This is a genomic window from Nostoc sp. 'Peltigera membranacea cyanobiont' 210A (genome assembly GCF_002246015.1).
In the GTDB taxonomy this organism is placed as follows: domain Bacteria; phylum Cyanobacteriota; class Cyanobacteriia; order Cyanobacteriales; family Nostocaceae; genus Nostoc.
This window is the reverse complement of the sequence record NZ_NOLJ01000013.1, coordinates 19,764-34,115: the sequence shown is the minus strand read 5'-3', so window position 1 is coordinate 34,115 and position 14,352 is coordinate 19,764. Positions and strand designations below refer to the sequence as shown.

Here is a 14,352-nt window from a genome sequence, read left to right as displayed (position 1 = left end):
TAGTGGAACTTCTTGCACCATACACCCTGATATGCGAATCAAAAAATTAACCTTCTTGCTCTGCCTTTTTACCATAGTAGTTGGCTGTTGTTTTATTTACAGAATAGATGCAAGGACTGCAAAACCAGTTAATTCAATCGCAACTATCATTTACGACATGCAACCACCTCATGAGGAGATGCCACGTGGTGTTCCCAAGTCTTACGATTGGGCAACTAAACCTCGTGTAGGTAGCAATAACCCGAAAAATTTCATAGCGATGATCGCATGGGGGCAACTATATGAAGCAGATCAAGGTAATCCTGCAACTAATACCCGCGTTCAGATAAAAAATATCAAGGCTTACTATCTCAGCAAGTCGGACGGTAAATGGCATCTTCTCCAAAGTTCGGCAAAAGTTGAAGGGGCTGCCTATAGAGAAGATTTTGCAGGTGATATCAATAAACCCGCAGATATTCGTTATGAATCAGATGGTAGTGTTGCAGTCAAAGCTGGTAATGGTTACAACTTCCACTTTTGGCCTGCAACTGGCAGAGCCACAATTAATCCCTATGATGTGCGTGGGATGTTTACCACAGTTCAAGCCAGGCTTGTAGTTGACAATCCTAAAAAACGTGATGATCGCTCTAAGGCTCGTTACTTATTAAGTATGGGTGGCGATTACTGGTTAAACTTAACTGTAAAGTGGGACAATTGGAAGACAAACGAAGATTTCGGTATAGGTAAATTTAAGTACGTTACAAGAAACTGGCAGGCTTTTAATATGATTACTCTGTCACCAGACCAAATTCGTCGTAACCCACCGCCAATTAAGTAAAAGCAAGTTTAGAAGCTAAATTTGCAGGATAAGTTTCAGTCTATTCTCAGCGAGACGCTACGCGTAGCTTGCTTAAGCAAAAGGGTACGAGGAATTCGTTCATTTAAAATTGAAGACCCCACAGATAAATCTGGGGGCTTGAATAATGTTGGCTTGTATTTTTTATTCTCCATAAATAAATTAAGTCGCAGCTCAATTCTTTTTTTTGGTCATATTTTTCTCTCCCCAAAGTCACAAAAGCGATCGCCCATGAATGGCTAGCTTAAAAGCGCTGAGTACCAAGCCATTTAATAGTACATGTGTATTATATTTTATCAAATGTGCTATTTGCGTAATTACTATTCCAAATTGCCATTTAAAAAATGCTGTGTTATCAAAGTGACTGCAACCTTACGCCATTTGGGTATATAACCTTGATAAAAACAGCAATTATGCTTAGATTTAGTTTTATAAGAATTAAATCTTGGCTTTTTTTTCTATGTATGTTTACTGCGATAATTACTAGCAGTTTTCCCTACAAAGTAGATTCACGGCCACCCCAACCAATCAACTCTATGGAAACCATCATTTATGATATGCAACCACCTCATGAGGGGATACCACATGGAGTTCCTTTATCTTATAATTGGGCTACCGAGCCACGGGTAGGTAGTGCTGATCCAGGTACTTTTACAGCAATGACAGCATGGGGACAATTATATGAAGCGTCCGAAGGTAATCCTGCAACTAATACCCGTGTGCAGATAAAAAATATTAAGGCTTACTATCTGAGTAAGACAGATAAAAAGTGGCATATTCTCCAAAGTTCTGTGAGAGTAGATGGTGCTGCCTATAGGGAAGATTACGTAGGGGACATCAATCGACCAGCCAATCTTAGATATGAGTCTGACGGAAGCATCTCTGTCAAAGCAGGTAATGGTTACAACTTCCACTTTTGGCCACCTGGTCGAGCATCTATTAATCCTATTGATGTAATCGGGATGTTTACCACGGTTCAAGCTCGACTTGTGGTAGATGATTTTAACAAACCTGACGATCGCTCTAAAGCTCGCTACGTTCTTAGTGGTGGGGGTGATTACTGGTTCAATTTAACTGCACGGTGGAATAACTGGACTACTAATAAAGACTTTGGTATTGGTAAATTCAAATACGTTACAACCAACTGGAAAGCTTTCAATTTGATTACTCTACCAGAAGACCAAATTCGTCGCAACCCACCGCCAATGTGACTTTTCACGGGATGTGGAAAAGGGGGAGTTATTCACGAATGATATTCGCAAACCACTCCCTGATATAAAAATCATTTCAAGATTTCAGGTATTATCGTTGAGAGGTATCAGTGATATGGATGCAAAGGAAGATATTAGAGAACAACCCCTATGGGTAATGTGAGTTTGGTGACAAACGCTTAACTGGTCGAGCAGTAACGATTGTGGAGCGTTTGTCTATAAAATATGGTCAGCCATTGTCAACAGTATTTAAACCTGCCAGCGACCTCAAACGCAGTTTACAAATTTTTCTTCTTACCCAAAAGGCATTTTCTAAGTTGACTCAACTTAAGTTTCGCAAAAAATATCATTGAAACAGCTCGTGCCGCAAGGCGAAGTCAAAAGTTGACCCTGAGCGCAGCCGAAGGGTCAAAAATCAAAAGTCAAAAGTATTATGGAATAAGCTCTTTAGGGATTTTGATGGTTGCTATATATACGCCGTGGCGTACTGAGCATTTTATTCCACATCGGGATACTGTTCTCAAAGATAGCGGCAAACGTTATCAATGTGCATTGATTTTAGGGTTATATCAAAGTAATAACAATCACAGATGACTACAAGCTCAATGAGCTTTAACGCGGCTTTTGGATCGAATCACTTACTTGAGTACCTGTATAATTTGGAATCCAACCTTCTGCGATTGCAAAATAGCGTATCCCTTTGAAACTCAACAATGCAGTTGGGCCGCACCAATGTTCAACGTCGGCAGGGATGTAGAGACAGTCTTGTGCCTGAATTAAAAGCTGTACCTGGCTGCCATCAGGCCGCACAAAGCCATAAATCATTTCTCCTGCCAATACGTAGACGGGTTCAGGCGCAGGATGAGTATGGTAACGGCCGTAGGTTGCGATCAGGTGGTGAAGATTGAACGAACCTGGATGCACATTTAGTAAGTCACACCAGAGAGCGCCATTTTCTTGCTGAAGAAATTCAAAGACGCTGTTATGGAGTTCTACGCAATAACGTTTCTCGGTCTCAGTTAAAACGTCCTGGTCTAGCAGATTAGGGAAAAGTAGCGATGTTCCTGGGTCATAGTGTTTGAGTTGAATGCCAAGAGGCGCAAGTTCACGAGCTATTTCGCCTAAATCGCTCTCAATCGTACCGTCGTCAAGTAGTAGGTTAGCCATGACAAAAAGACTAATTAACTGTTAAGAAGAGTATACTCAATTTTGATCTAAAAAGCCACTATTCCCGATTGACAAACCGGGGTTTGGTTTACTATTGACATCCTGCGATCGCAATTTTCATGTAAATTCGTAAGGATCGCAGATGTGCCCCCTTACACCACGCGATCGCAAACCGCTATAGTTAAATCCTCAATGCCCATTAAGAGAATAAATTTATCGCCAGAATGATGCTTATTGGTACCACTAGCATCTAAGCTAGTACGGGTGAACTATATCCAGCATGGAATGTCTGACTTAATTCTGTTTTGGCATCGGCGCGATTTACGCATTTCTGATAATACGGGACTGGCTGCGGCAAAACGGCAGAGTCCGAAAGTGGTGGGCGTGTTTTGCCTAGATCCGCATATTCTGGAACGGGATGATGTTGCTCCTGTGAAAGTAACTTATATGATTGGCTGTTTGCAGAAACTCCAAGAGCGATATGCTCAAGTTGGTAGCCAGTTGTTAATACTCCACGCCGATCCTGTACAAGCGATACCAGCCTTAGCCGAAGCAATAAATGCCAAAGCTGTTTTTTGGAATTGGGATGTAGAACCTTATTCACAAGAACGCGATCGCACCATTATAAATGCCCTCAAAGAAAAAGGCATTGAGTTTCTTAACCAAAACTGGGATCAAATCCTCAACTCTCCAGAGGAGTTACGCACGGGTAGTAACAGTCCTTACACGGTTTACACACCCTTCTGGAAAAATTGGATTGCTAAACCGAAGGCTCAACCAGTAGAAACACTGCAAAATGTTGAGGGATTAACACAAGCCGAACAGGAAATTGCCAAACTTGCAGGAGCCTTGACACTACCTTCAGCAAAAGATTTAGGATTCATCTGGGATGGTGACTTGATTATTTCACCAGGAGAGGCGGCAGCACAAGAACGATTAGATGAATTTACTAATAAAGCTATTACTGAATATCAAGAACAGCGCAATTTCCCCGCAGTGGACGGTACATCACAACTGAGTGCAGCTTTAAAATTTGGGGTAATTGGCATTCGCACCGTTTGGCAAGCCACCATAGAAGCAATGGAAAACAGCCGTAGTGAAGAAACAGCAGTTAATATCCGCACATGGCAACAGGAATTAGCTTGGCGGGAGTTTTATCAACACGCAATGTATAACTTCCCGGAATTAGCTGATGGTGCTTTCCGCGACACCTTTAAGAACTTTCCTTGGGAAACTAACGAAGAATATTTCCAAGCTTGGTGTGAGGGGAGAACAGGCTACCCCATTGTGGATGCAGCAATGCGCCAGATGAATGAAAGTGGCTGGATGCACAACCGTTGTCGAATGATTGTTGCGAGTTTCCTTACTAAAGACTTGCTAATTAATCCCCAATTGGGAGAAAAATACTTTATGCAGAAGTTGATTGATGGAGATTTGTCTGCTAATAACGGTGGTTGGCAATGGAGTGCTTCTAGCGGTATGGACCCCAAACCTGTACGGATTTTTAACCCAGCCAGTCAAACACAAAAATTCGATCCAGAAGGGGAATATATTCGGCAATGGGTGTCAGAATTGCGGTCTGTAGATACAGAATATTTAGTTACTGGGAAAATTCCACCTTTAGAACGTCATGCTGTTGGCTATCCTGACCCAATCGTGGATCATAAAATACAACAACAGCAGTTTAAACTGCGTTATCAACAGCAAAAAATTCTTAGTAGTGGTGATTGAGATAACTTTTGACAGATGGTTGAAAGGTGATATCACTTGTCCCCCGTTAGATCAGTGGTCAAAAATATTCGTCGAACGAACGTTTTTTGTGTAAGTGGCGATTTTCTTCAAAGTAGGGAGTACCTAAAGCTTTCGGGGGTGTAGATTTTCCCAATTTACCCACTAATGCCAATAAAGCGATCGCATAAGGTAGCATTACTAAAAATTGGTAAGGTATATTTGCCCCTAATGCCTGAATTCGCAGTTGCAAAGCTTCTGTAGCCCCAAACAGTAAACAAGCTAAAGTACTACCAAAAGGGTGTCATCTGCCAAAAATTAATGCTGCGATCGCAAGTTAAGGGGAGTGGGTTAACGAAAGAGCCATTTTGTCTTATGTGCAATCGTAAACCTCACCTGGAGGGGTTTTTGCTCCATCGCTGATTCAAGAACTATTTATGAGAATGGCGACGCCTTATTTTTACATGCCGCAGTGACTCTCACGCAGAGATTCTCAAGAAGGGTCGTTTGTGAGAAGACGGCAGATTGTCAAACCATAAGAGGTACTAGTCAGCTAGTATTATACTAATTATTGCCTATAACCCTAAATCCTCTATGTTCCATCAAGCTTACGTAAATATTATCGCTATACGCTTCTTGAAAAAGTTTTTTTAACACTTGATTTGACCCTCTGAAGCTAATATTTATGTACCTTTCCAAATTTCAACTTTTCAATTATAAATCTTTTTTCAACTCTGGTTTATTGGAATTTACACCAGGTATTAATATAATTGTTGGACAAAATAACGTAGGAAAAACGGCACTACTCGAAGCACTCACGCTTAATTTTCATGATATACCGCATCGAAGTATCAAAACATTAGCAAGCAATTCTTCATATATTGATCCTAAATCAAAAGCAAATATTACCTTAACTTTTACTCAACACGAATTTTACTCGTTGATGAATGGACTTTTGCTTCCAGTTTTAATTTTGTCTCCTCAGAGTCAAAACTTAAATCATGCTCTAGTAAATCCGCAGGCAGGAATAAATTTATTTAAAAAATGGTTAGAAACATCAAATTTAGTAAAACTTAATCTATCACTTTTTAGCGTAAATTATCATGAGCGAATTGACGTAAAAAATAGTGAACTAACATTTGGGCTATATGAGCCACAATTAACGGAATCTAATGCAAATCGATACCCATCTATTAATATAAAACGAACCTCTGAAGATATTATAGATTTATATCAGCAAACATCTGTACCGATAACAGATACAATTGTTGGTAAATTATTAAATATTTCCTATAACCTAATTTATAGATTTCATGCAGAAAGATTCAATGTCGGAAGCTGTGCTTTTGGAAATAATTCTGAACTCCAACCAAACGCATCTAATTTAGCTGAAGTTCTTAATAGTTTGCAAGGAAAAAATCCCAAGCGGTTTGAAAGGCTTAATAATCTTGTTTCAGTTATTTTTCCACAAATAAAAAGAATTACTGTTGAATCCAGACCCCAACAAGTTGAAATTATGGTATGGAATGTAGATCCTGAAACTGAAAGGCAAGACTTGGCTATTTCACTATCAGCTTCTGGAACAGGAATTGGTCAAGTTTTAGCTATTTTATATGTTGTGATAAATTCGCAAGAAGCACGAACTATTATTATCGATGAACCACAATCATTTTTACATCCAGGAGCAGCAAAAAAACTTATCGAAATATTAAAAAAAGATTTTATTCAGCATCAATATATTATTGCAACTCATTTACCCACCATCATTTCTGCTGCAAATCCTTCTAAAATAGTGATGCTCAAATATGAAGATTGCGAAACCAAAGGATTAGAAATAGATGCAAAACAGACGAAAGAGCAACGTTCTCTTTTGGCTGAAGTAGGAGTAAGCTTGTCTGATGTTTTTGGGGCGGATAATATTCTTTGGGTGGAAGGTCCAACAGAAGAGCGATGTTTCCCATTGATACTAGAGAATATTGCAAAAAAGCTTTTAGAAGGTACAAGTATTCTTGCTGTCAAAAATACTGGTGACTTGGATGGCAAACGAGCAGAATTAATATTTGATATCTACGATAAGCTGAGTGGAGGAACAAGTTTATTTCCACCTGCAATTGGATTTTTGTTCGATAGCGAAGGGAAATCAGAAAATAAACTTTTAGATTTGCAGAAAAGAAGCAAAAGACCAGTTAAATTTTTGCCTCGGCGAATGTATGAAAATTATCTGCTTCATACAGATGCAATAGTGAATATCATCAATGAAGATGATGAATGTCGGGAACAACCTCTCACTAACGAAGAGGTTGAGGAATGGCTCAATAAAAAAAAGCAAGAAGGTATGTATTTACCTAAAGATATCAAGATTCAGAAAATTTCAGATACTGAATGGTCTTGCAAAGTTGATGCTGCGAACCTTCTCAAGGATTTATTTTCAACATTTTGTGAAACGCGATTAGTCTTTTCAAAAACAACACACTCTTTTAAGTTAACCCAATACCTAGTTGATCATAACCCTGATTCTCTATTGGAAATAGCCAATTTATTAGAAACAATAGTTTCTAAATAAAAATTAATTCAAAGTCAACTTACAAGTATTACTGAGCAAGAAGTGGCTCAATATGTACGCGTAGGCGTAGCCCGCCGTAGGCATCGCATTTCTCAAATTGGATTCGTTCCATCCTTGGCTGAAATTATTCGTGAAAAATCTTTTCTTCATCCTTTGGGTTGGTCGTGGTAGTTTGAATCACTGTCTACCCCAAATTATTGAGCCGATACGTTTTTTGTTCCCAAATTATATTTTGGACAGGTCTATTGAGAAGTTACGTCTTTACAGGTAAATGAGAAATTGTCCATAAGATGAGTAGGAAGATTAAGTAAATTGCACCAACTAATCCAAACTCAATCAGAGGAATATAGGTTACTTCGTAAATTCTGCCCAAGCCGCGTTCAGTCAGTGCATAAACGGCCAGGACACTTACTAAAAAGGCTCCGTAAATAGTACGTTTCGTCGAGATACCCACAGGTAGTCCGTGAAGCTGAGTAAGTACCAGAATGCCAAAAAAACCAAAGAGAAATGTGGGCCACTTGCTTTGTCCTAGTATTAATGACACAATTACACTATGTAAAAGCACTGAAGCCTCTAAAGTAAATGTCCACCAACGGTTTACATGGGTGCGGTTAAAAATCAAGGAAGATTGGAGCAGAAGCAAGAACATATAGAGAAAACCAATCAAGTGCCCCAAAGTCGCTTCCATTGGATGATACCAGAAGGTATAGATAGCGGCGAAGGAGAAAAAATAGCCGTGGTACAGCTTGATAATTTGCAAAAACTGTTGATGAAATGGCACAGAATTGCCAAAAAATAAACCGCGTCGAGGTGTTTCTAAAATCAGTACGAAGACTAGTAAGAGTACAACTGCACCTTGAGAAGCCCAAATTGAAGTATCTTGAGCTAGAGCATCATACCAAATATATGTTTGGAGAAAGTGTAAAGCGATGAATATACCATTAATAGCAAGCATGAGGTAATTTATCGGATGCAACGCTGATTTGTATTTCAACTGCGATGCCTGCGGCGGGCGTAGCCATCGCTGCGCCCACAAGATACACGCCCAGATGCTAAACTGATGCCCAAGGTACATACCCCAAGCCGTTGCTCGACTCCAAAATGTTGGTTGGGGAAGCTTCCAGTAGTACCAGTTTAATCCTTGGTCAGGAAGTTTGATGATGCTTGCAGGAATGCTCCCACCGAGCCAAATTGCGTAGGTGAGAAGGATGCTTACAAAGATGCCTAAAAATAATACTCGGCGACCTGTCATAATAATTCGTAATTCGTAATGACGCTCGATGACTCGCTAACGCTGCGCTAACGTAATTCGTAATTCGTAATTTTGGCGTTGCATATTTGCGGGATGATTTTGCTAGTTTTGTGGGATGGGCATCTTGCCCGTCCCTTGTATTTCAGGGCTCTCGTGTCGCCCACCCTACAAGAATCATCCCTTGCAGCAACGCCGTAATTCTTAATTCAGACCTAGCTTTTCAGGCTACACGTTCTGTTTTTGGTTCAGATGCACTTTTAGTTACTCGCAAACTAAGAGTCAAAGCTACTACCATTACTAAAGTTCCACTCAAAAAAGGAGCAGAACTCCCAAATTTCATAAAACTAACCCCTGCCCACGTTGGCCCAGCGATGCGTGCCAATGCAGAGCAAGAACTGGCAATTCCTAATATTTGTCCTTGTTCTTCTGGGGATGTCATTTGGGAAATCAAGCTGTTCAATATTGGTTGGCTGACACTAATTCCCCATGCCACAAGTGTGGCGGCGACTAATAATAAAATTAAGCTTTGCGAGAATCCAATTAACAGTAATCCTAAACCTAATCCTAATATCCCCAAGATAAGTAACTTGATTTCACCCAATTTTTTCTTGAGAAATCCGATTAGTCCTCCTTGAATGATTGTGCTGACAATCCCCATGAAAGCAAAAAGATAACTAGCTTGTTGAGGTCCCCAATTTAATTGCTGGTTAGACCATAAAGCTAATGTAGAGTCCATAGCTGCAACAGCAAAGGTGACTAAAAAGTAGATGCCAACAAGTACACAAAACTGCGATCGCTGTGACAACTGTAGCAAGTTTAGGGATTGCTGATGGTGGCGATGAAGTTGGATTTTGGCTTTAGTCTCAGAATTTAGAGATTCTGGAAGTAATATCAAAGCACAAAGAAATGCCAATAAAGATAATCCGGCAGCAAACAACGACGGTAGATGAAAGTTAGCGTTGTTCGGATCTGACCCGATTAGAAGACCTCCAATCGCTGGGCCGAGAATAAACCCAAGACCAAAAGCTGCCCCGATTACACCCATGCCACGAGCTCGATTACTTGGCGTGGTAATATCTGCTATGTACGCCTGAGCAGTGGCAATATTCCCTGACATAATCCCGGCAAGACTACGAGCAATAAACAAAATCCATAAGGAGTTGGCAAAACCTAAGCCTGCGTATGCAATTACCGAACCGAATAAAGTCAGTAATAAAATCGGACGGCGACCGTAGCGATCGCTAAATCTGCCCCATAATGGTGCAAATAAGAACTGCATTAAAGAATAAATAGCTACAAGTAAAGTCGCTTCATTAGGTTTTGCACCAAATTGTTCAGCATACAAAGGCAGTATCGGCAGAATAATTCCGAAGCCGAGCAAGTCTATAAAAACAGTCAAAAATAAGACGAATATAGCCCTGTTATTCTTTTTACTCTCCATCTGTACAATTCCATTTTATAAAAAAGATGTCTAACTTGGATTAGTTTTAAGGACATCAGAGTATGCTTGATTCTAAAGAGCTATTGATTACAAACAGTAATCAGTACAAACAAAATGTTTGAATTTCAGTGTGGTTGAGCAAAATAGCATGGAACAAACCCATGATAAAAATCAAGCCAATAATACTACTAATTAAAGCAACTATAATTTCGTGCTTCCGTATGGCTTTTTGTATCTTAGCGTCTATGATGTTTTCTAATTCTTTGTATAACATTGACTTGAATTTGGTTAAAGACAAGAATTATCTGGAACTTACGTTACCTACTGACATAAGTTTGAGTATGTCCGAAATCTCTAACTTATTAAATGAAAGCTATTTCGATGCTATGGGAGTATCAAGTATGTTTGCGTCGTTTCAAAACAGCACTTGAAACTCCAAAAGCTAATATCGCTAAGGTATAAGTTGGTTCGGGAGTTGCAAGAATACTTACCTGATTAATAGCCAAGCCATATTGTGGAGCAGAACTGCTAAAAACAAGCCGTGAGATGTTTGGAGTATCACTACGAATCCCCAAGAATACCGCCGAATTATCTAATGCTAAGGACGAAAAATTTGGAACGGAGAAAGTACCCAATAGGTTATTGGCGTTATCAAAAGCGGCGATCGAATTTTCAATTTTCAATTTACTAGTGTCTACAGCTATCTGAGTTCCAGCGCCAAAAACTGGCTGGGCAAAACTAATCGAAAAAGGCCCGCCGTTCCCCTTAGTTCCAGGATCGGGAGTACCTGGAGGAAGAGGGATAAAACCTGTTGGATCTATACCTCCGAAGAGAATGAAATCACCTAGAGCGAAGTTACTCCGAATGCCAGGTGAAGGTAAAGTTTGAAAGACAAATGGTGGAGTAATTTGAGGCTTATTAGTTGGAGTTATATTTATATCCAAGCCTAAACCACGTTCTGATGTTGCTGAAAAAGAGTTAGGTAAAAAAGCCGAAAAATCAGGAGCGGACGGATTAAAGACTTTACCTAAACTTTCCCAATTAACTTTATCGTTGCCTCCTAAACCAGCGCGCTCAGTTACTAAAAATGTAGCGGCTTTAACTGGTAATGGGAGAACCGTTATTATGGCTGCGATCGCTGAAAAATATTTTACAGATAACTTAAATAATTGATTGATCGTAACTCCCACAAGGTTTTCTCCTTAATTTTTTAAGATAATATCATCAAAATGCAACAATGCCTTGTTTAGATCGAGAGAGTTGAAGCAACTGCTGCGATCGCACCAACTCACCTGAGATTTTTCATTACGGCCATTATCAGCCTGTCTTCTCCACCATCAATTAGGTTATTCCAGACTGGCGGAGATATTGTTATTGCCTCCACAAGCACAAATCCGGTCGTCATTACTAGTACCCAGCAATAAGTTGTTGTTAGGAGTACCAACAATAATAGATGTAAAATATTTCTTGATAGTTTTATATGTCAAATGTAGTTAACATTCGTAATACTGGCATAATACAAATATCAAAATTATAAATTTCTGATGAAATCTACCTCAAAACAGTTAATTCTATTTTATATCTCTGGTGGAATAAAAATGCGATTATTTATTTTTTGAAATTATTTAATTTCTTCAAGGTTATCAAAAATGCGGGCGCTATCGTGTCGAAAATATGGGCAAGTAATAAAATATAGGACTCATACAGTAGATTTTAACTTCTCTACGAACGCGAACAGTATGTTGGAGACAGAGGCTACATCAACGTCAGGTAAAGAAATATCTCACCCACACGATCAATCGCGCGCACCCGAACTCAACTCTTAGCGCACTGCGTTAGGCAGGCAACGCCCGACTTATTCGCTCTTAGCGTTCCCACTCTGAAAGCAAGTGTGGTGAGGGTTGAGTTCGGGTATACTTCCAACAAATAGATTATGCAATATTGTGGGGTATTTTTTTTATTTGTCAGTCCCCTATGGCAATTTATAGCTACCAACACGTAGATTTAACTGACCTTGGCGCGGGTTATGGCTGAATATAAATGCGCCTTCTTCGCTTTCCCCACTAGATAAAAAGTCAATCTGTTGCTCTCCTGTTTCTGTAACTTTGTCGTTAATCAGTAACTCAGCCATAATCTGAACTGACTCAGCTGTATCTCCTCCACTATTCACAACTTCAAAAGGAACATAAAACTGGCCATTAATTTCTCGAATTGTTTGTTTTTTAGTGACAGAAAGGATTGGAGGTTGATTTTTTTCGTTCAGCCAAGTGTAGCCTACTAGACTCACAATGATTGCTAGGATGAATGAGGCTATGCTGAATGTTATCCACTCAGCTATTGAGCGCTTTGGTTGTTGTTCTGTTTTAGTCATATTGCTAACCTTCCGGCTGCACCACCAATAGTTGCAGGTAAACCCAGTATCAATGTGTGATCTAACCACATTGTCCAGGGGTCGCTAAAAGTTAATTTTTGAAAGAACCACAGCATAAAAGCGCCTGCTAGCAATGATACTAGGTAGGACATAATGGTTTCGCTTGATGGCCGTTGAAAAATTCCCTTTTGGTCTTTACGTTTTTGCTGGTTAGAAAAACCTGCCTGAAATACAATGCCATAAGAAATCAGCAAAGATGCGGCGATCATTGCCAACTCCCAAGGTGGAGAGGTTGCGGCTGCAAGCATAGGGATTTCATCTGTGGGAGCGATGTTAAATGCAATTATGGTTGCACCAATCAGGGTTCCACCCACATCCACAAAAGTGGCGTGTAACTCATCACCTTTGTTCTTAGTTGTGCTATTTTCGCGATCGCTTCCTTGTCCTTTTCCATTGTTGTTTTCAGTTTCTCCCAAAAACTGATTCGCTAATGCTACACCGAGAGCGAAGGGCACACTTTCAAAGATGATTTTACCTAAAGATTCCTTTAGGGAGGTTTCTGGTGTCAATTCTCGCAATAGTAATAGCACAAAGGTAGAACAAGCTATTCCGATCGCGATCGCCTCTACGGTATCCATTACGGCTTGATGAGCGAGGCCTGTATATCTGCGTTTCCGAAAGCCTTCTGTGTAATTGAGCAAGTAAACCACAATAAACATTAATGCGATCGCCGTCATGATAAATTGTGCTTTTGCCAGCGATCCAATCCACCAAACCTCCATTGTGTACAGCAAGGGTATGCCAAATAAAAAACCTCCACAAGCACCTCGAATGATGTCATTAATCTCATTCTTCCAGACATTTTTTTGACTTTTTGTTGGCACTCCTTTATTTTCCTTTTATTTAAATTTTGCTTTAACTTATAGTTCATTTATTTGGGAAAAAGTTGTTTTTTTAATATATATAAATCTTCTTTGTCAGATGTTCATATTTTACATTGTGTGCTATTAGCCCGATCGGCATCTATCTTAAGATAATATAATTTACCAAAATATTCTCTCGGTTGATGGAAGTAAAAAACAATACACAGCTGTTAGATTATGTAATAGCTTAGGGACTTCCAAGTAATAAAATGTTGATAATTTTATTACTTGTAGGGTGAGCGTCTTGCCCGTCCTCTGAAATGGGCGGGCTTTTCGGCCCACTTTCCAAGTAGTAGTAATTTATTTTTGGGGTTCCCTGAATCAACTACAAGCTGGAGATAAAAACCATGAGCGCTGAAAAGAGAATAGAAGCAACTGCAAAAAATATTGAAGGAAAAATTCAAGAGGTTGTGGGTGAAATAACAGGTAATCCACAAGATAAAGCTGAAGGACAAGCGAAGCAAGCTGATGCCCAAGTTACTCACACCGTAGAAAATATTAAAGACGAACTTAAGAAAGCTTTAGAGTAATTTCGCTTGTCGAGTGCAAATAGCGATTTTACTGATGATTGACTCCTAAACTTGTAACATTAATTGCTCCACTTTCTATAAGTTAGTGGGGTTTTTTATTGCGTAAAATCTGAAAGTGTTAGTTACTAAAAACTTACCTCTTCAATTAAGCATGGATAATTCCTCTTGAGGGCAATACGGTTCAGTTAAGGGTTATTGGTGTAGATAATTGGTATTTGAAGACGCGATTTATCGCGTCTCTACATGAGGGTTTTTGGCTTATCTGAACTGTATTGCTCTTGAGGGTTGATATTCTGGATGGACTACAATTATTTGCATAAAATAGTCTTCC

The 14,352-nt window shown here is 39.6% G+C and carries 12 protein-coding genes and 2 pseudogenes; 7 read left to right on the top strand and 7 right to left on the bottom strand.

The window, feature by feature from the left end; all coding sequences use genetic code 11:
* Positions 1-157 precede the first annotated feature (157 nt).
* From CDG76_RS31425 to CDG76_RS39780, 3 genes and pseudogenes are all read left to right on the top strand, one after another.
* Positions 158-817 carry a hypothetical protein gene (locus CDG76_RS31425; protein WP_094352760.1) on the top strand — a complete coding sequence of 220 codons (660 nt, stop codon included), beginning with the start codon at positions 158-160 and terminating at the stop codon, positions 815-817.
* A 554-nt stretch (positions 818-1,371) separates the two neighbouring features.
* Positions 1,372-2,046, top strand: a complete 675-nt coding sequence (locus tag CDG76_RS31420; protein ID WP_143854203.1) for a hypothetical protein — start codon at positions 1,372-1,374, stop codon at positions 2,044-2,046.
* Between the two features lie 170 nt (positions 2,047-2,216).
* Positions 2,217-2,399, top strand: a pseudogene (locus tag CDG76_RS39780) (IS4/Tn5 family transposase DNA-binding protein); the annotation flags it as partial.
* A 259-nt stretch (positions 2,400-2,658) separates the two neighbouring features.
* Here the strand turns inward: CDG76_RS39780 and CDG76_RS31415 are convergent.
* Entirely contained in the window at positions 2,659-3,213 is a 555-nt protein-coding gene (locus CDG76_RS31415; protein ID WP_094352758.1) for an acireductone dioxygenase, read from the bottom strand.
* 285 nt (positions 3,214-3,498) lie between these two features.
* On the opposite strand from CDG76_RS31415, the gene CDG76_RS31410 reads away from it, so the two are divergent.
* A complete protein-coding gene (locus CDG76_RS31410) occupies positions 3,499-4,944 on the top strand; it encodes a deoxyribodipyrimidine photo-lyase, 8-HDF type (RefSeq protein ID WP_094352757.1) in 1,446 nt (481 codons plus the stop codon).
* Between the two features lie 58 nt (positions 4,945-5,002).
* Here CDG76_RS31410 and CDG76_RS31405 read toward each other — a convergent pair.
* A pseudogene (locus CDG76_RS31405) lies at positions 5,003-5,278 on the bottom strand (ABC transporter permease); the annotation flags it as partial.
* A gap of 348 nt (positions 5,279-5,626) precedes the next feature.
* On the opposite strand from CDG76_RS31405, the gene CDG76_RS31400 reads away from it, so the two are divergent.
* Positions 5,627-7,504, top strand: a complete 1,878-nt coding sequence (locus tag CDG76_RS31400; RefSeq protein WP_094352756.1) for an ATP-dependent nuclease — start codon at positions 5,627-5,629, stop codon at positions 7,502-7,504.
* A 42-nt stretch (positions 7,505-7,546) separates the two neighbouring features.
* Positions 7,547-7,675: a hypothetical protein gene (locus CDG76_RS39280; protein ID WP_262984379.1), complete on the top strand. Its 129-nt coding sequence runs from the start codon at positions 7,547-7,549 to the stop codon at positions 7,673-7,675.
* Positions 7,676-7,757: 82 nt separating this feature from the next.
* On the opposite strand, the gene CDG76_RS31395 is transcribed toward CDG76_RS39280, so the two are convergent.
* The 5 genes from CDG76_RS31395 to CDG76_RS31375 form a co-directional block, all read right to left on the bottom strand.
* Positions 7,758-8,756 carry a hypothetical protein gene (locus CDG76_RS31395; RefSeq protein WP_094352755.1) on the bottom strand — a complete coding sequence of 333 codons (999 nt, stop codon included), beginning with the start codon at positions 8,754-8,756 and terminating at the stop codon, positions 7,758-7,760.
* Positions 8,757-8,976: 220 nt separating this feature from the next.
* Positions 8,977-10,197 (bottom strand): MFS transporter, encoded by a 1,221-nt coding sequence (locus tag CDG76_RS31390; RefSeq protein WP_094352754.1) that lies wholly within the window; start codon positions 10,195-10,197, stop codon positions 8,977-8,979.
* Positions 10,198-10,592: 395 nt separating this feature from the next.
* Positions 10,593-11,387 (bottom strand): hypothetical protein, encoded by a 795-nt coding sequence (locus CDG76_RS31385; protein WP_094352753.1) that lies wholly within the window; start codon positions 11,385-11,387, stop codon positions 10,593-10,595.
* Positions 11,388-12,169: 782 nt separating this feature from the next.
* Complete coding sequence (locus CDG76_RS31380; protein WP_094352752.1) at positions 12,170-12,568, bottom strand: TIGR02588 family protein; 399 nt, start codon at positions 12,566-12,568, stop codon at positions 12,170-12,172.
* Complete coding sequence (locus tag CDG76_RS31375) at positions 12,565-13,452, bottom strand: TIGR02587 family membrane protein (RefSeq protein WP_094352751.1); 888 nt, start codon at positions 13,450-13,452, stop codon at positions 12,565-12,567. The genes CDG76_RS31380 and CDG76_RS31375 overlap by 4 nt, the downstream gene beginning before the upstream one ends.
* Before the next feature lie 386 nt (positions 13,453-13,838).
* On the opposite strand from CDG76_RS31375, the gene CDG76_RS31370 reads away from it, so the two are divergent.
* Positions 13,839-14,021 (top strand): CsbD family protein, encoded by a 183-nt coding sequence (locus tag CDG76_RS31370; RefSeq protein WP_094352750.1) that lies wholly within the window; start codon positions 13,839-13,841, stop codon positions 14,019-14,021.
* Positions 14,022-14,352: the final 331 nt, after the last annotated feature.